The sequence below is a fragment of the Leadbetterella sp. DM7 genome, from assembly GCF_040829825.2.
GTDB lineage: Bacteria > Bacteroidota > Bacteroidia > Cytophagales > Spirosomataceae > Leadbetterella.
In genome coordinates this window covers 229,499-245,963 of sequence record NZ_JBFOLH020000001.1, presented here as the reverse complement: position 1 = coordinate 245,963, position 16,465 = coordinate 229,499, and the positions used below count along the sequence as shown (strand labels likewise).

General features: G+C 50.0%; 14 protein-coding genes. 9 read left to right on the top strand and 5 right to left on the bottom strand.

Annotation, left to right across the window (positions count from 1 at the left end; genetic code table 11):
* Nucleotides 1-310 precede the first annotated feature (310 nt).
* Genes rplI through rpsF form a run of 3 tightly spaced genes read right to left on the bottom strand, consistent with a single transcriptional unit; the run spans nucleotide 311 to nucleotide 1,429 of the window.
* Nucleotides 311-763 carry a 50S ribosomal protein L9 gene (rplI, locus tag AB2U10_RS01050; RefSeq protein ID WP_367914251.1) on the bottom strand — a complete coding sequence of 151 codons (453 nt, stop codon included), beginning with the start codon at nucleotides 761-763 and terminating at the stop codon, nucleotides 311-313.
* Between the two features lie 22 nt (nucleotides 764-785).
* Nucleotides 786-1,040, bottom strand: a complete 255-nt coding sequence (rpsR, locus tag AB2U10_RS01045) for a 30S ribosomal protein S18 (RefSeq protein WP_367914252.1) — start codon at nucleotides 1,038-1,040, stop codon at nucleotides 786-788.
* A 26-nt stretch (nucleotides 1,041-1,066) separates the two neighbouring features.
* Entirely contained in the window at nucleotides 1,067-1,429 is a 363-nt protein-coding gene (rpsF, locus tag AB2U10_RS01040) for a 30S ribosomal protein S6 (RefSeq protein WP_367914253.1), read from the bottom strand.
* A gap of 281 nt (nucleotides 1,430-1,710) precedes the next feature.
* Here rpsF and AB2U10_RS01035 point away from each other — a divergent pair, with 281 nt between their 5' ends.
* Complete coding sequence (locus AB2U10_RS01035; RefSeq protein WP_367914254.1) at nucleotides 1,711-2,901, top strand: phosphoglycerate kinase; 1,191 nt, start codon at nucleotides 1,711-1,713, stop codon at nucleotides 2,899-2,901.
* A gap of 193 nt (nucleotides 2,902-3,094) precedes the next feature.
* Here AB2U10_RS01035 and AB2U10_RS01030 read toward each other — a convergent pair whose 3' ends face one another.
* Nucleotides 3,095-4,099: a WD40/YVTN/BNR-like repeat-containing protein gene (locus tag AB2U10_RS01030; protein ID WP_367914255.1), complete on the bottom strand. Its 1,005-nt coding sequence runs from the start codon at nucleotides 4,097-4,099 to the stop codon at nucleotides 3,095-3,097.
* Between the two features lie 76 nt (nucleotides 4,100-4,175).
* Here AB2U10_RS01030 and AB2U10_RS01025 point away from each other — a divergent pair, with 76 nt between their 5' ends.
* Nucleotides 4,176-5,501 carry a BatD family protein gene (locus AB2U10_RS01025; protein WP_367914256.1) on the top strand — a complete coding sequence of 442 codons (1,326 nt, stop codon included), beginning with the start codon at nucleotides 4,176-4,178 and terminating at the stop codon, nucleotides 5,499-5,501.
* On the top strand, nucleotides 5,498-6,574 hold the full coding sequence (gene aroC / locus AB2U10_RS01020; RefSeq protein WP_367914257.1) for a chorismate synthase: 1,077 nt from the start codon (nucleotides 5,498-5,500) through the stop codon (nucleotides 6,572-6,574). Before AB2U10_RS01025 ends, aroC begins: the two co-directional genes overlap by 4 nt.
* Before the next feature lie 2 nt (nucleotides 6,575-6,576).
* Here the strand turns inward: aroC and AB2U10_RS01015 are convergent, their stop codons facing one another.
* Nucleotides 6,577-7,260 carry a response regulator transcription factor gene (locus tag AB2U10_RS01015; protein ID WP_367914258.1) on the bottom strand — a complete coding sequence of 228 codons (684 nt, stop codon included), beginning with the start codon at nucleotides 7,258-7,260 and terminating at the stop codon, nucleotides 6,577-6,579.
* A 188-nt stretch (nucleotides 7,261-7,448) separates the two neighbouring features.
* On the opposite strand from AB2U10_RS01015, the gene AB2U10_RS01010 reads away from it, so the two are divergent.
* The 6 genes from AB2U10_RS01010 (at nucleotide 7,449) to AB2U10_RS00985 (ending at nucleotide 16,336) form a co-directional block, all read left to right on the top strand.
* Nucleotides 7,449-8,678, top strand: a complete 1,230-nt coding sequence (locus AB2U10_RS01010; protein WP_367914259.1) for a DUF937 domain-containing protein — start codon at nucleotides 7,449-7,451, stop codon at nucleotides 8,676-8,678.
* 158 nt (nucleotides 8,679-8,836) lie between these two features.
* Nucleotides 8,837-10,417 carry a S8 family peptidase gene (locus tag AB2U10_RS01005; RefSeq protein WP_367914260.1) on the top strand — a complete coding sequence of 527 codons (1,581 nt, stop codon included), beginning with the start codon at nucleotides 8,837-8,839 and terminating at the stop codon, nucleotides 10,415-10,417.
* Complete coding sequence (locus tag AB2U10_RS01000; protein WP_367914261.1) at nucleotides 10,418-11,587, top strand: putative sugar nucleotidyl transferase; 1,170 nt, start codon at nucleotides 10,418-10,420, stop codon at nucleotides 11,585-11,587.
* Nucleotides 11,584-12,687 (top strand): DNA polymerase III subunit delta', encoded by a 1,104-nt coding sequence (gene holB, locus AB2U10_RS00995; RefSeq protein WP_367914262.1) that lies wholly within the window; start codon nucleotides 11,584-11,586, stop codon nucleotides 12,685-12,687. The genes AB2U10_RS01000 and holB overlap by 4 nt, the downstream gene beginning before the upstream one ends.
* A 429-nt stretch (nucleotides 12,688-13,116) precedes the next feature.
* Nucleotides 13,117-15,021 (top strand): ABC-F family ATP-binding cassette domain-containing protein, encoded by a 1,905-nt coding sequence (locus tag AB2U10_RS00990; RefSeq protein WP_367914263.1) that lies wholly within the window; start codon nucleotides 13,117-13,119, stop codon nucleotides 15,019-15,021.
* Between the two features lie 73 nt (nucleotides 15,022-15,094).
* Entirely contained in the window at nucleotides 15,095-16,336 is a 1,242-nt protein-coding gene (locus AB2U10_RS00985) for a type IX secretion system plug protein (protein WP_367914264.1), read from the top strand.
* The last annotated feature ends 129 nt before the right edge of the window (nucleotides 16,337-16,465 follow it).

The window sequence follows — 16,465 nt, the reverse complement described above, 5'->3', positions numbered from 1 at the left end:
CCTCAGCCACGAAGTGGCGCAATCCCCCTGCAGAGGGTGTAGCCCTGTGCAAGGTTTTCATACTACCATTTTCATAGGGAGCTATTCCCCGGCCCTTTCCTCAGCCACGAAGTGGCGCAATCCCCCTGCAGAGGGTGTAGCCCTGTGCAAGGTTTTCATACTACCATTTTCATAGGGAGCTATTCCCCGGCCCTTTCCTCAGCCACGAAGTGGCGCAATCCCCCTGCACAGGGCGCAGCCCTGTGCACAAATAAAACACATAAAAAAAGCCACCGTCAGGTGGCCTTTTTTATAAAAATATCAGAGAGAATTACTCCTCATTCGACTCGGCTACTACTTTCACGGCCAGCTCGTGCTTCACTTCTTTGTGAAGATCGATAATGGCGGTGTAGTCACCTACAAATTTGATGTCGCCTACGGTGATTTTCTTACGGTCTACCGTAATGCCTTTTGCCGCCAGCGCATCAGAAACCTGGGTGTTGGTCACCCGTCCGAAGATTTTTCCGCTTTCGCCTGCTTTTGTAGCAATGGTGATCACGGTGTCACCGATCTGGGCAGCAATGGCCTCGGCATCGGCTTTGATCTTCTCTGCTTTGTGAGCAGCTTGTTTCAGGTTTTCAGCCAGGATCTTCTTATTGGATTCAGATGCTAAAACCGCATATCCCTGGGGAATCAGGTAATTACGTCCGTAGCCTGGTTTAACGCTGATGATGTCGTTTTTATAACCCAGTCCGGCAATATCTGTTTTTAATATTATTTCCATTGTAAATTAATTTTTGGATTGATTACTTAAGACCATCAGCCACGTAAGGCAATAATGCCAGGTGACGGGCACGCTTAATGGCAATAGCCACCCTTCTCTGAAATTTCAGGCTGTTTCCGGTAAGTCTTCTCGGAAGAATTTTACCTTGCTCATTCAGAAACTTCAAAAGAAAATTAGGGTCTTTGTAATCTACGTACTTGATACCCAATTTTTTAAATCTACAGTATTTTTTACGGTTCTGTTCTTTTCTTTCTACCGGTTCGTTTACTAATGACATAACGATGAATGTTTAATGTTAGGTGATTACTCTGTTACAGGAGCTTCAGATTTCTTGAAACCGCCTTTTTTTCTACGCTCAGAATACTCAATCGCATGCTTGTCTAACTTGGTGGTTAAGAAACGAAGAACACGCTCATCACGCTTATATTCAGTTTCCAATGTGGCGATCAGCTTAGGATCTGCCTTAAACTCAACTAGCTGATAGTAGCCCGTGGTTTTGTGCTGAATAGGGTAGGCAAGCTTCTTAAGCCCCCATGCCTCCTCATTGAGAATCTCAGCACCGTTATCAGCTAAAACTGACTTGAATTTGTCAACAGCGTCCTTCATCTGGGCATCAGATAAAACGGGAGTTAAAATGAACACTGTTTCGTACTGGTTTTGAAACATTTGACTAATAAAATAAATTAAAAAAATGATTTTTTCCGAAAATCGGACTGCAAAAATAGATGTTTATGATTGAAAATCAAAGAACTGCGTGAATATTTTTCTCTCTCATCCGGCAGAGCGGGCCTGTAGATGCCCCCTGATATGATTTATTTTGTATTTTTTTGTATAATAACGATGTTAAAAACCGGTTTGCTAAAATTCTCGCCAAAACATGAAGCCGCTTAGGGTAATAAATTTTAATTTTGGATCCTTAAAACCAAAAAGAAGATTTGCAAAAGTCTATGAAAACAGTAGATAGCTTTGATTTCGCGGGCAGGAAAGCTTTGGTAAGAGTTGACTTTAATGTTCCTTTAAATGAGCGGTTTGAAATTACAGACGACACTCGGATAAAGGCCACTATCCCAACCATAAAGAAAATACTTGCTGACGGCGGATCCGTTATTTTAATGTCTCACCTCGGCCGTCCGAAAGAAGGCCCTACTGAAAAATACTCCCTGAAGCATATCGTAGCACCTTTATCACTGATCCTGGGCGTTCCGGTAAAATTTGCCGACGACTGTATCGGTGAACAGGCAAAAGAGCAGGCAGCCGCATTGCAACCGGGCGAAGTACTGCTGCTTGAAAACCTGAGATTCTACAAAGAAGAAGAAAAAGGTGATGTGGCTTTTGCTGAAAAACTTTCCCAGCTGGGCGATGTATGGGTAAATGACGCTTTCGGAACCGCCCACAGGGCACACGCTTCCACAGCCGTGATTGCACAATTCTTTACCGACAGGATCTGCGGTAAAGTGATGCAGGCCGAAATCGATAACGCACGCCATATCCTCGAAAATGCAGAGAAGCCTTTTACCGCCATTATGGGCGGCGCCAAGATTTCCGACAAAATCCTGATCATCGAACGCCTGCTCGATAAAGTAGATAACCTCATCATCGGCGGAGGTATGACCTATACCTTTACCAAAGCGCTGGGTGGTAAGATCGGTAAATCACTGCTGGAAGCCGACAAGCTGGGCCTTGCGCTGAATATCCTGGAAAAAGCAAAGGAAAAAGGCGTAAAAGTGTATATGCCGCTGGATAACGTAACGGCCGACAGCTTCAGTAACGATGCGAAGAGAGAAGTATTTGCCACAGGAGAGATTCCTGATGAGCTGCAGGGCCTCGACATCGGTCCGAAGACCATAGAGCTCTTCAGCCAGGTGATCGCCGAATCGAAAACCATTTTGTGGAACGGACCGATGGGCGTTTTTGAATTCCCGAATTTTGCTACCGGAACCAACGCCATTGCAGAAGCCGTGGTGAAAGCTACAGACGATAAAAATGCCTTCTCGCTGATAGGCGGGGGCGACTCGGCAGCGGCTATCAACAATGCCGGTTACGGCGACCGTGTTTCCTACGTTTCTACCGGTGGCGGTGCGCTGCTGGAATACATGGAAGGTAAGGTACTGCCGGGAGTGGCCGCGCTGGAGGCGTAAAGCTGTACTTACTGCTTAAAATTAGTTTTATCACCATTGATAAACTAAATATTGCGTAGTGCTCTTTGTGCAACTTACTTTGTGTTCTTTGTGCTATATTTTCTTTAAATATTTTTTACACTGAAGAACACAAAGTAAGTTGCACAAAGAGCACTGCGTTTTTATTTTTTTGATCAGTTAGCCTCCACCGGCTTTATTCGGGCTTTATAATTCCCACACGTCCCCTGGCACCCGCCGCCATACAGGTATTCCCGAAACATTTCACTACATGAAACGACTCGTTATCCAGCGGCTTCCAGGTAAACCCGCCGTCACGCGATAGCGCCGAGCCGTCGGTACCAACACTGATCAGGTGCTTTTTCGCACCAAAAACCCCTACACACTCCGTAAGCCCGACCTTCCAGTATTCCTTACTCGTATACCAGGCCTGTCCGCCTGATCCCGAATGAGCATACTGCAATACCGGCTCCTTATGCGGAAGGTAATTGCCTCCCACTGCAATAAGCGTATAAGGATCAATGGCAAAAATACCGAAGATGCCCTGGCTGGCTCCTTTCAGGAAAAGCGAATTATGGACCTGCCAGTATTCTCCTGAATTAAACGAATGGAAAATCCGGTTCTGGGTATGAAACCAAACGTTATCGCCGGAGGTGGTAATGCATGAATTGCTGGCCGCAAACGAGGCCTCCCCGTCATTAATCTCGGGCAGGTTGCCGACCCGGACCCACGTTTCGCCTGCATCTACCGTCTTCAGCAGGTAGGGGAAGGCGTCGATAGGGTCGCCAAGCAGGTAGCCTGTCCACGGGCTTTTAAACCGGATCGTATCAAAAAATACTCCTTTTTCGTTTTTCTCCAGCACCTTCCTCCAGGTTCTGCCTTTATCGGTGGTTTTGATCACCACGGCCCTGCCTTCCGATCCGTCGCCGGCGCTCATGGCCACCACCACGCTGTCGGCCAGCACGGCAATGCCCCTGAAATCCAGGTGGCTGAACTCTTCGGGACAGCGGTTTTCCCAGGTCTGCCCGCCGTCGGCTGTCACAAAAATGCCCCCGTTTGACCCGGAAATCCAGATATTGTGGCTCCCCGAAGCGTCTATGGCGCGTATGGAAGGCTCCCCCGGAAGCGTGGAAACAGACCACTGACCGCACAGGGCAACACTGCGTAAAGTAAAAACGAGTAGCAACAGGCCGTTTTTCATGGGTAGTTTTGAGTAAATCCGGTGTGAATATAAGGGATAAGCGGGGAATGCATAGATAATTTTATAAATTTGCGCGATGTCTTTCAGAGGTCTTGTATTCTTTCTCACGGTGGTATGGGTACCACTGATGGCCCAGGTTCCCGCTCCGAAAATAGCAGTAGGACCGGAAAGAATATCTATGCACGATAACCTCACCGTGACCGTGACCGTTTACGGGCCCGATTATGCCCTTGACGATTTCCCGGAACTGGCCGGTTTTGAGCGGGGAAAGCGTACCGTAAGCCACGGAGAGACCCGGGTAGACGGCCGTAAAACAGAAGTCCATACTATCACCAAATACTATACGCCCATAGAAGGCGGTGAATTCATCATTCCCTCGTTTGAAATAGAAATAAACGATATAATGGTCCGCTCAGAACCTACCCGCATCACGGTGGAAGATGATGAAGAAGGATACGCCGGCCTGATGATCGATATTGATGACGCCGACTTTGTAGTGGAGTGCTCCAAGAAAGAAATATTTGTGGGAGAAGGGGTCAAAATCCGCCTGTCTTTCTACTCTTCGGCTAAAAATACGGTAAACTGGCAGTTTCCCCGGGATATAGGCGACCAGGTAGAAGCACTGGCCCGGAAGATCAAGCCCGAAAACAGCCTGGAAAGCCGGAACATCATCAGCTCCATCCGCCAGCGGGAAGAGTACATCAAAGAAGAAAAATACTTTGTATATGATCTTTTCGAGGCCGTATACTACCCGTTGAACAACCATAACATGACTATCCCGGCCCTGACCCTGCAGATGAACAAAGACGGTAACCGGTCAGCACCCCTGAAATCCCGGCCCCAGCTGATCCGGGTAAAAGAGCTCCCCGCCCACCCGCTCCGGGATAAAGTGCCGGTAGGTATTTTCAGGCTCCGGGATAACATGCAGGGCAATGAGAACAAGCAAACCGGTGAAAGCTTTACCTTTGGCATTACCGTAGAGGGCCAGGGAAATATGGACGTGCTCAACTTCGGGAAAATAGAAAACGACAAAAACCTGGATTTCTTTGAATCGGGCAGCCGGCTGCAGCAGGAAGGAGGCAAGCTGGCCGGCATAAAAATATTTAACTACAAAATATTGCCTAAAACGGCAGGGGAATACGACCTGGGAAACTACTTTTCGCTAATCTATTTCAATATCAAAACTGCCCGGTACGATACGCTTACCGCCCGTGAGAAGATCCGGGTGACCGGCAATACCATTGTCTCGAAAAATAACCTGGTCAGAGACATCTATACCGGCATAGATAACCTGCGAACCGACAGGAATGAATTCAATGTGAGGAGCTTTCTGCGGTTCTTTGCCAACTTTGTCCTGATCTTTATGATAATGACATTAATATATATCTGGAAGAAAAAATGAGTAGTACATACGGTAAAATTTTTAAAATCTCCACCTTTGGTGAATCGCACGGAAAAGCCATCGGGGTAGTCATTGACGGGTGCCCGGCCGGGGTAGACTTTGATGAAGAAGAGATACAGCACGAGCTCGACAGGCGCAAGCCGGGGCAGTCGCGCATCACCACCCAGCGGAAAGAGTCAGACAGCTTCCAGGTATTATCGGGGGTCTTTGAAGGAAAAACCACGGGCACGCCGGTAGCGCTGGTGATCTATAACGAAGACCAGCGAAGCAAAGACTACGGCCATATCGCCGATAAATACAGGCCCTCGCATGCTGACTATACCTATACCGAAAAATACGGTATACGAGACTACCGGGGCGGAGGCAGAAGCTCGGCCCGTGAAACCGCTGCCCGCGTGGCCGCCGGGGCACTGGCCAAACGCATGCTGCAGGGCGCCGGGGTGGAGATCTGTTCGTATGTTTCGCAGGTAGGCAGGCTGAAGCTGGATAAAAACTATACCGAGCTTGACCTGGCCCGTATCGATGACAACGCCGTCAGGTGCCCGGATGAAGCTACCGCGCAAAAAATGTTTGACTATATTGATGAGGTACGTAAAGCAGGTGACTCGGTAGGAGGGGTCATTACCGGGGTTATCAGAGGTGTGCCTGCCGGGTGGGGCGAACCGGTGTTTGACAAGCTGCACGCCGAGCTCGGGAAAGCCATGTTAAGCATCAATGCTGTAAAAGGCTTTGAATACGGCAGCGGCTTTGAAGGAACAGCCCTGCTGGGATCGCAGCACAACGATGAGTTTTATACCGAAGCCGGGAAAGTGCTTACCCGCACCAATCACTCGGGCGGTATCCAGGGCGGTATTTCTAACGGGCAGGACATCTATTTCAAAGTGGCCTTCAAACCCACGGCTACCATTATGCGCGACCAGGAAAGTGTGAACGAAGCCGGAGAGCCGGTCATCGTGTCGGGAAAAGGCAGGCATGACCCCTGCGTGCTTCCCCGTGCAGTACCCATTGTAGATGCTATGGCCGCACTGGTATTGGCTGATTTTATGCTCCGGGCCCGCTCAGGCAGGCTCTGAGCTTATTTCTCCCGCATCACATACCCCATGCCTACTACAGTATGAATGATTTTGGGAGAACCGTGCTTGTCCAGCTTTTTGCGCAGGTAATTGATGTACACGTCTACTACGTTGGTGCCCAGGTCAAAGTTGACCTCCCATACCTGCTCCAGGATCTCCTGGCGGGAATACACTTTGTTGGGCATCTTCATCAGGAGCAGCAATAACTTAAACTCGGTAGAAGTAAGGGCCACTTCCTGCCCGTTTACCGTTACAATCTTTGACGTGTTATTCAGCACCACGCCGGCAAACCGGTAAACTTCAGAGCGATCCTCCTCGGGTGCCTGACCTGCCCGCCGCAAAAGCGAATTGATCCGGGCAATCAGCTCGATAAACTTAAACGGCTTGACCAGGTAATCGTCAGCACCCTTGTTCAGGCCTTCTGCCACATTTTCGGCCGTACCTAAAGCGGTAAGCAGGAGAATGGGTACATTCCTGACAGCCCGTATACGGCTGCATACTTCCAGCCCCGGAATACGCGGAAGCATGAGGTCAAGAATCACCAGGTCAAAAGACTTTTCAAGGGCCAGGGCCAGCCCGCTCTCCCCGTCAGTGGCCAGGGTAAGCGAAAAACCCTCTTCTTCCAACCCCTTTTTTACGATAGAAGATACCTGGCTATCGTCTTCTATGAATAATATTTTTTTCAATGCGTATGCTTTTCCGTCTATCAAAAATACAAAAAAAGCTGCGTACGACAGAATTTTTGGAAACAAAATCCCGCAGGGAAACGATTTATGCAACCGGTTGCAGTAAAGGTATCTTTATTGGGCATGGTTTTTGTAAAAGTAAAAACGGAGTTGTCTTGCTAAAAGAGGTTTGAGAATAAAAATTTGGAATGGACTTAGTGACAAGTATTAAAGAGAGTGTTTCTGATGTTGCGGTAAAAAATCTTGCCGCTTACCTGGGTGAAGACATTAACGGAACCAAGCTGGGCCTGGACCTGGGTATAAGCACTTTCCTGGCAGGAGTAATAAAATTTGCAGCTACAGATAAAACAGGCAGGAACCTGATGGCAATTCTGAATGACGGAGGCCATACGGGGGATATCCTGAATAACTTTGAAACCTTTTCCGGGAATTCTGAAAAATCCCGGCTGCTGGAAACCATAGGCGGAAATATCGTCAACCACTTTCTGAAAGATAAATCTTCAGGAATTGCCGAAAAAATTGCCGGTCATGCGGGCATTCAGAAGAGGAGTGCCGATACGCTGCTGCACCTCTCAGCCCCTTTGGTGCTGGGTTTTGTGGGAAAAAAGGCGAGAGAAGAGAATATGAGTGCCGGAGCCCTGAAAGCCTGCCTTTACGAGGCTACAGATGATGTGTCCGGGGCACTTCCTTCCACCATTCTGCATGCGCTTAACCTGCCCCGGTTCAATCGGGGCAAGAGCTCCCCGCTGAGCCATTATAACGCGGTAAAAGAACTCAACAAGGACCGGAAGGGCGAAAACTGGAGCATGATCCTGCCCTGGGTTCTCCTCCTGTTTGTGGGTGGATTGATCTATTATTTCTCCCGCACAAAAGCAATCAGGGAGCCCCAGGTAGTAGAAAAGAAGGCGGATGTGCAGCCGTCAGAGATATTTTTACCTGCCGATACCACGGCAGAGACCACCGGCCCGCAAACGGCAACCCCGGCGCCGGCAGCAACCGATACGGTTAAGGTTATCCCTGTACCCAAAGAAGTGAAAGAGCCGGTAAATCATAACGAGCCGGTAGCCCGTAAAGAAGAGGTCCCGAAAAAAGAAGCTCCGAAAAATGTACCGGAGGAAGAGGCTTCTGAAGACACCACCCCGGCAGGCCTGACCGGTGTGCCCGCGGCTGTTTTTGCCCGGAACAGCGCAGAAGTGGTCGGCGGATCAGCCATCCAGTCGCTCATCACCCCTTTAAAAGAAGGACGGAAGAAGCTGGTACTGACCCCCCTGCGGGGATCGGGGCGCGTGGCCGTTGACCGGGCGTATGCCATACGCGACTACCTGCTTGAAAACGGGGTTCAGCTCAGCCAGGTGGAAATCGCATCCCCGGGAAAAGGGAAAAACCCGAGCGGCGTAGCCTACAGGATCAATAACTGAAAATAAGGACTAAAATTTACGGAAGTGCGTGGGTTCGTTAACGACTCACGCACTTTTTTGTCTTATATTTGTCCCTCGCAATAATTTTAATCTGCTTATACGCATAAAGATGCAGGGTTTAACGTCTTTATGAAATAAACATAACCCGGATAATACGTATGAAGAAATTACTTTTTGTAGCTGGCGTTTTCTTTTCCTCCACATTGCTTGCCCAGAACCTCAAAACACAATTCAACTGGTATAACCTTGATCTCAAAGAAAACGGAGTACGAGGCATCAGCACCGAAAAAGCCTATCGGGAGCTGCTGAAAAACAGGAAGCACCAGACCGTGCTGGTGGGCGTAATCGACTCCGGTGTGGATATCTACCACGAAGACCTCAAAGAAAATATCTGGAAAAATCCGAAAGAAATAGCCGGTAACGGTATAGATGACGATCAGAACGGATTCATTGATGACATCAACGGCTGGGACTTCCTGGGCAATGCCAAAGGAGAGGATATAGTAGCCGAACAGCTGGAAAGTGTGCGGGTGTACAATACCCTGAAGGAGAAATTCGGTGACAAGCCGGGTAAAAAGCTGATCAAAAAGAACAAAGCCGACTACGAGCTTATGAACAAGCTCAGGGAAGGCATCGAAAAAGACCGTAAAGAAGCCGAACAATACCTGCCCATGTACCGCAATATGCTTAATGCATTGCAGGAAGCCGAGACCATCCTGAAGGCTGCATCGGGCAAAGAAGCCCTCACAGCAGAGGTGGTCAGCGCTCTGAAAGTGGCTGAGCTGGACCGGAGAGGACGGGCGGCCCGCGAGATGTGGCTGCAGCTGAACGAAATGGGCGGCATTAACGAACTGAAAAGAGGGGCGGAGCATTTTGAAAATCAGGTAAAATATAACCTGAACTTCGATTACCACCCACGGGCATTGGTAGGTGATAACCTGAAAGAGCTGGAATACGGTAAATACGGTAACAATGAGGTGGTAGGGCCTGATGCCCTGCACGGTACGCACGTGTCTGGTATTATCGGTGCCGACAGAACCAATAACAAAGGCGTTCTGGGCGTAGCCGATGATGTGAAGATCATGGTGATACGGGCCGTTCCTGACGGGGATGAGCGCGACAAAGACGTAGCCAATGCCATCCGCTACGCCGTGGATAACGGGGTGAAAGTCATTAACATGAGCTTTGGGAAATCGCTTTCACCCGATAAAAAATGGGTGGATGAAGCCGTTAAATATGCCGACTCCAAAGGCGTGCTGCTGGTAGCGGCTGCCGGGAATGACAATGCAGATGTGGATACCCAGCCTCAGTACCCCAGCCGCAAGCCGCTGAAGGGTGAAGAATTCAAAAACTGGATTTCTGTAGGAGCCCTGAGCTTTGAAGCCGGTGAGAAAATGGTGGCTCCGTTTTCTAACTACGGTAAGAAAGGAGTAGACGTTTTTGCACCGGGTGTAGCCATTTACAGCACAACCCCCGGCTCAGAATACCAGGAGCTTGACGGCACCAGTATGGCCGCACCGGTGGTAACAGGCCTGGCTGCCATGCTGTTCTCGTACTTTCCTGAGCTTACCCATTACGAAATAAAAGACATTATCCTGAAATCGGCTGTGAAGCTTCCCGGACAAACCGTGAAAGTAGACGATAAACCGGTTACCCTAGAAGACATCAGCACCACCGGTGGGGTGGTCAATGCCTATGAAGCCGTTAAAATGGCACTCGAATTAACCGCTGTGAAATAAATGAACCTGATTCTTTTCGATACTCCGGAGTACAGGGACTTCCTGAAGCCCCTGACGCTCACCCGGCCGGTGGCCGGCCTGCGCTGCGGAGTACTGACACTGACTGAAAAATGGGAGCAGAGGCTGAATAGCCCGGCCTCTTTCCTGACCGAAGAGTACTTAAAAGAAAAATTTCCTGCCCGGTATACGGCAGATAACCTGTATGTCAACGCCTCCTGCCTGCCCGATGCAGCGCTGGTTCGCGCCGTGCGGGCGTTAAATACCGGGGAAAGCATCTATGCCGGAAACGACCTCATTGCCCTCAGAACCGCTGATCACCTGGACTACGGGTTTGAACCGGCAAAAAAAGGCAGGGCGTACGAAGAGCCCGTTTCTTTTGTGCGTGAGCTGCCGCACCTGTTCCTGAACAACGGGCCGCAGATAGAGGTTGATTATGCGCTGCTGAGCGCGAACCGGCCCTCGGAGAAAATTACCGACCCGCATACCGCCATATACAGGGAAGACCGTGTTTTTACGGGCAGCAATGTACAGGTACGGGCAGCTATCATCAATGCAGAAGCCGGCCCGGTGTATATCGATGACGACGCCATTATCCAGGAAGGAGCCATCATCATCGGTCCTGTGGCCATCGGCAGGAATGCAATGGTGGCGTTCGGGGCAAAAATCCGCTCCAACACCACCATCGGGCCTTTTTGCCGGGTTGGGGGTGAAGTGGGTAACTCGGTCTTTCATGCCTATTCCAACAAAGCGCATGACGGTTTCCTCGGGAATTCCTATATAGGCGAATGGTGTAACCTGGGCGCCAATACCAACAATTCCAACCTGAAAAACAATTACAAATCCGTTAGCCTGTACTCGTATGCCTTAAACGGGTTTTACGATACAGGGGAGATTTTCTGCGGGACCTTCCTGGGCGATTACACCAAAGCTGGCATCAGCACCATGTTTAATACCGGTACGGTGGCCGGTGTGTGCAGCAATATTTACGGCAGCGGTTTCCAGGAAAAATTTATACCGGGTTTTACCTGGGGCGGCAAAGCAGAAGGGTACCAGCCTTATCGCTTTGACAAAGCAGTGGAAGTGATCGGGGCTACCATGTCCAGGAGATCGCAGTCGCTGGACGGGAAAGACCTGAACATATTGAAATACATTGCCGAAAACCGGTTATGAGGTGGGCTGAAATACCAGGACTGAGCGAGATCAAAGAACGGCTTACCGATTCGGTCAGGCGGGGAAATGTTGCGCATGCCCTCTTGTTTGACGGCAGAAGCGGCAGCGCGGCATTACCGATGGCCCTGGCCTTTGCTACCTACATCAATTGCAGCCACCGCACCGGTGAAGACTCCTGCGGGCAATGCGCCAGCTGCAGCAAATACGATAAGCTGGTTCATCCTGACCTGTCGTTTACATTTCCTACGGCAGGCGGTAAAAAAGTTCTTTCGGAAAACTTCATGGCCGAATGGCGCGAGTTCGTCAAAGAAAATCCGTTCGGGTCGTATTCCGACTGGCTGAACCGCATCGGTATCCGGCAGGGAAACATCCCGGTAGAAGAATCCCGGCAGATCATCCAGAACCTTTCCCTGAAATCGTATGAAGGCGGGTATAAAGTGGTCGTGATCTGGAATGTGGAATCCATGGCGGCCCCGGCTGCCAATGCCTTGCTGAAAATCCTGGAAGAGCCGCCGGAAAAGACCCTCTTCCTGCTCATCACTTCTGACTATAACCGCCTGTTGCCTACCATCCAGTCGCGCGTACAGCGGGTGGCCGTACGGGAGCTGGACGAAGAAGAAATGGTCGGTTTCCTGGCAGAGCGGCACGGGCTCACCCGGGAGCGGGCCACCCGGATCGCCTTCCTGACCGAAGGAAACATCAACCTGGCTCTAAGCCACCTGGGACGGGAAGAAACAGACCATAAAGAATGGTTTGTGAACTGGATGCGCTACTGTTTTGTGTTTGACCTGGCTAAGCTGGTGCCGGTTGCCGACCGCTTCGACGAATTCTCAAAAGAAGAGCAAAAAAATATCCTGGAATACGGGCTGAAAATTTTACGGGAGATCTACCTGGAAAACATCGGCCTGGGCCACATGATCAAACTGGAAAACGATGAGCTGACCTTCGTTCAGAAATTTTCCAAAGTTTTCCGGTTTGAAAACATCGATAAAATTTCCGGGGCCATCTCCGAAGCCATGATGCACATAGAGCGCAACGTACGGGCAAAAATCGTATTCATGGACCTCTCGCTGACCATGGCGGCACTCATCAAAAAATAAACCCCTCCCCAGAGTACACAGTACCAGTTACATAGAACCGAAAAAAATTAAGTGACCAAATGAACGATTGACGGTCTAAAGTTAAAACACCCGGAAAAAAATGGGTTTTTTCACGGGTTGCGCATTGTTTAATATAGACGTATTTTTGCACTTAAAACATTTTCTGATATGCTGGGCAACTTTGAAGGTATCGGGATCTTTCTAAGCAGACTGGATGTTTTGTTTATTTTACCACTTCTGTTAATACTGTTTGTATATGAAGTGATAAACATGATGAAATCACGGAAAACGGATAAATAAATATTCTATAATGGTTAGGGTTAATTGCAAAGGGCCGGCTGGTTATGCCGGCGTTTTTGTTTTATATCCGCACAAAACCCCTGAGAATTGACCGTAACCGTGTAATTTTGTAGACTTTTTTGTTATCCTATGCTGAATATTAATAACCTGTCGTTTTATTTCGGAGGCAGGGCCATTTTTGAAGATGCCAACCTGCAGGTGAAACCCAAAGACAAGATCGGGCTGATCGGCCTGAACGGGAAAGGGAAATCCACCCTGCTGAAGCTGATTGTGGGCGAATACCAGCCCGATGCGGGCAGTATCTCGAAATCAGGCGACTGTACCATCGGCTTCCTGAACCAGGACCTGCTGTCTTACCAGACCGAAGATTCCATTCTTACCGTGGCCATGGAAGGGTTTGAGCGGGAGCTGCAGCTTCAGAAAGAAATAGATGTGGTGCTTCATGAGATGGAAACCAACTACCGCGATGAGCTGGTAGAAAAGCTGGGCACGCTCCAGCATGAATTTGACCTGCTGGACGGCTATACCATCCAGTCGAAAGCAGAAGAAATACTGGAAGGACTGGGTTTCCGTACAGAAGAGCTCTCCAAGCCCCTGAAAGAATTCTCCGGGGGGTGGCGGATGCGTGTCATGCTGGCCAAGCTGCTGCTGTCCAGGCCTTCGGTGCTGCTGCTGGATGAGCCCACCAACCACCTCGACCTTCCTTCCATCCAATGGGTGGAAAAATACATCGCCAACTATGAAAATGCGGTGATCGTGGTTTCCCATGACCGCCAGTTCCTGGATAACGTATGTACTATTACCGTGGAGGTAACCAACAACAAGCTGGTTTATTATCCCGGCAACTACAGCTTTTTTGTAGAAGAAAAAGCGCTCCGGAACGAGATTCAGAAAGGCGCATTTGAGAACCAGCAGGCGCAGATACGGCAAACCGAGCGCTTTATAGAAAGATTTAAAGCCAAGGCCACCAAGGCCCGGCAGGTGCAGTCGAGGGTGAAAGCCCTGAACCGTATGGAGCTCATTGACGATGTCATTGATGAAACGGCCAGGGTGCATTTCCGGTTTAAATTCGGTACCCAGCCCGGCCGGCATGTGATGGAGCTGAACCATGTATCCAAAGCTTACGGCGATAAGGTCATCTTAAAAAATACCTCTGCTACCATAGAGCGCGGCGATAAGATCGTGCTGATCGGTGCAAACGGGAAAGGAAAATCCACCCTACTGCGCATCATTGCCGGCACCGAGCCTGTGCAGGGAGAGCGCAAGCTGGGCCATAACGTTAATTTCTCCTTCTATGCCCAGCACCAGCTGGAATCGCTGCACCTCGATGAAACCCTTCTCGAAGAGCTGAAGTATGCCGACGGCTCCAAGAGCGAAACCGAGCTCCGGTCGGTTTTGGGCTGTTTCCTCTTTACCGGCGATGAGGTCTTCAAAAAGATCAAGGTACTCTCCGGCGGGGAGAAGTCGCGTGTGGCGCTGGCCAAGATCCTGATCTCCGAAGCCAATTTCCTGCTGCTGGATGAGCCTACCAACCACCTCGACATGCAGTCGGTCAATATCCTGGTGCAGGCGCTGGATCAGTATGAAGGCACCTATGTGGTGGTCTCGCACGACCGCCATTTTATCTCGCAGGTCTCCAACAAGGTATGGTACATTGAAGATAACGAAATAAAGCAATACCCCGGCAGCTACGAGGAATTTGCCACCTGGATGGAAGAGCAGGGCAGAACCCTGGATGAGCCGGTGAAGAAAGCCGCAAAACCGGCCGCTTCGGCCGGAAAAAAGGCCCCGGTTCAGGCTTCGGCTACCGATCTGAAAAAGCTGGAGAAGGAAATCGGGCAGATCGAGGAGGAGATTACCCGGAAAGAAGAAGAAGTGTCTCAGCTGGAGCTGGAAATGACCCGGGAAGAAATATTTTCAGACGAAAGCAGGCTGAAACAGCTGAACCGGCGTTATACCGAATCGAAAACCCGGCTGGAAGACCTGCACGGGTTATGGGAAATGAAAGTTACCGAGCTGGATGAAGCCCGGTGAAATAGCCATGAGTTATCAGCCGTCAGCTAAGAGCTATCAGCAGTTCTCAGCTCATAGCTTAAAGTTTATACACATGAAGAGAGCCATCATCGCCGTGATCCTGCTGCTTTCGGGAGAAAGCCGGGCGCAGCAGCCGTATGAAGAGTTTACCCAAAGCGAGTCGCTGAAAACCATCACCCTGTATGCATTTGCCCGGGGCGACCGGCCGGAAACGCGTTACCTGAACCCGCCGGTGGCCGACCTTCAGAATGCAGGCCAGCAGATCGTCCTGGAATTTGATGACCTCCGGGCCCGGTTCTCCCAGTATAAGGTGAGAATCATGCATTGTGAGGCAGACTGGACCCGCTCACGCCTGCTCGACATGGAATACCTCACCGGCATCAATGAATTTTTCCTGAACGACTTCCAGGTCTCTCAAAACACCAAAGTGCCGTACTATCACTACCGTTTTGTAGTACCTAAACCCACCATTTCCGGTAATTTTGTACTCCAGCTCTTTGAAAATGACGAGCTGGTTGTGCAAAGGAAATTCTGGATTTACGAAAACCAGGTCAATATCGTTGCCTCTGTGAACCCGGCCCGCGACCCTGAATTCTGGAAAACCCATCAGCAGCTCGATCTCAAAATAGACCTGGGCAATTACCGGATCGGTATCCCCCGGCGTGAGCTGAAAGTGTACCTGCGGTTTAACCGGAACCAGTGGAAAGAAGTGAATAACGACGACCTGGCAAGCTCGGGGAGAAACACCTTTACCCTCCAGCCCTTCAATAATGACTATCTCTTTCCTGCCGGAAATGAATTCCGTTACCTGGATATCAGCAGCAACATCAGCCGGGGACAGAACGTGAAAGAGATCGTTCGCGGCAGGCCTGACGACGTCTTCACCAACCCCCAGCTGAGCCGCTCCGGAACCAACTTTGTGGATGCCTATGACAATGACGGTGGCCTGGTGATCGCCAACCGCGACGGCGGCGATGCCGACACCGGCTCGGATTACGTAAACGTATTTTTCCGGCTGACGCCCGGCCACTACCCCGATAACACCGAACCCGTGCTTTACGGAAAGCTGACCGACTGGCAGTACCTGCCCCTGGAATTTGATGCAGAATCAGGCTTTCTGCAGCATGTACTGCTCCTTAAAAACGGCGTTTACGACTTCGCCTTCGGCCTGCAGAACACGCTTACGGGTGAAACAGACCGCAGCTATTTTGAAGGCAACTTCCAGCAGGCGGGCAATACCTACGAGATCTTTGTTTACCAGGCTGTTCCCGGAAAACGCGCTATCAGCCTCATCGGGTACCAGGTAACCCAATAAGCTATACCCCTCGAATGTAGTCCGGAGGTTTAGCGCCGGTCTATGAATAAAGGCCCGGCAGAATCTGAAAGACCGTAAAAAAAGGGCCGGATACCCGGCCCTCAATGATATTAAATGTTACCTGTCGTA

Excerpts from the sequence above, each read along its gene's own strand:
- rplI (WP_367914251.1), bottom strand. The coding sequence starts at position 763 with ATGGAAATAATATTAAAAACAGATATTGCCGGACTGGGTTATAAAAAC.
- rpsR (WP_367914252.1), bottom strand. The coding sequence starts at position 1,040 with ATGTCATTAGTAAACGAACCGGTAGAAAGAAAAGAACAGAACCGTAAA.
- rpsF (WP_367914253.1), bottom strand. The coding sequence starts at position 1,429 with ATGTTTCAAAACCAGTACGAAACAGTGTTCATTTTAACTCCCGTTTTA.
- AB2U10_RS01035 (WP_367914254.1), top strand. The coding sequence starts at position 1,711 with ATGAAAACAGTAGATAGCTTTGATTTCGCGGGCAGGAAAGCTTTGGTA.
- AB2U10_RS01030 (WP_367914255.1), bottom strand. The coding sequence starts at position 4,099 with ATGAAAAACGGCCTGTTGCTACTCGTTTTTACTTTACGCAGTGTTGCC.
- AB2U10_RS01025 (WP_367914256.1), top strand. The coding sequence starts at position 4,176 with ATGTCTTTCAGAGGTCTTGTATTCTTTCTCACGGTGGTATGGGTACCA.
- aroC (WP_367914257.1), top strand. The coding sequence starts at position 5,498 with ATGAGTAGTACATACGGTAAAATTTTTAAAATCTCCACCTTTGGTGAA.
- AB2U10_RS01010 (WP_367914259.1), top strand. The coding sequence starts at position 7,449 with ATGGACTTAGTGACAAGTATTAAAGAGAGTGTTTCTGATGTTGCGGTA.
- AB2U10_RS01005 (WP_367914260.1), top strand. The coding sequence starts at position 8,837 with ATGAAGAAATTACTTTTTGTAGCTGGCGTTTTCTTTTCCTCCACATTG.
- AB2U10_RS01000 (WP_367914261.1), top strand. The coding sequence starts at position 10,418 with ATGAACCTGATTCTTTTCGATACTCCGGAGTACAGGGACTTCCTGAAG.
- holB (WP_367914262.1), top strand. The coding sequence starts at position 11,584 with ATGAGGTGGGCTGAAATACCAGGACTGAGCGAGATCAAAGAACGGCTT.
- AB2U10_RS00990 (WP_367914263.1), top strand. The coding sequence starts at position 13,117 with ATGCTGAATATTAATAACCTGTCGTTTTATTTCGGAGGCAGGGCCATT.
- AB2U10_RS00985 (WP_367914264.1), top strand. The coding sequence starts at position 15,095 with ATGAAGAGAGCCATCATCGCCGTGATCCTGCTGCTTTCGGGAGAAAGC.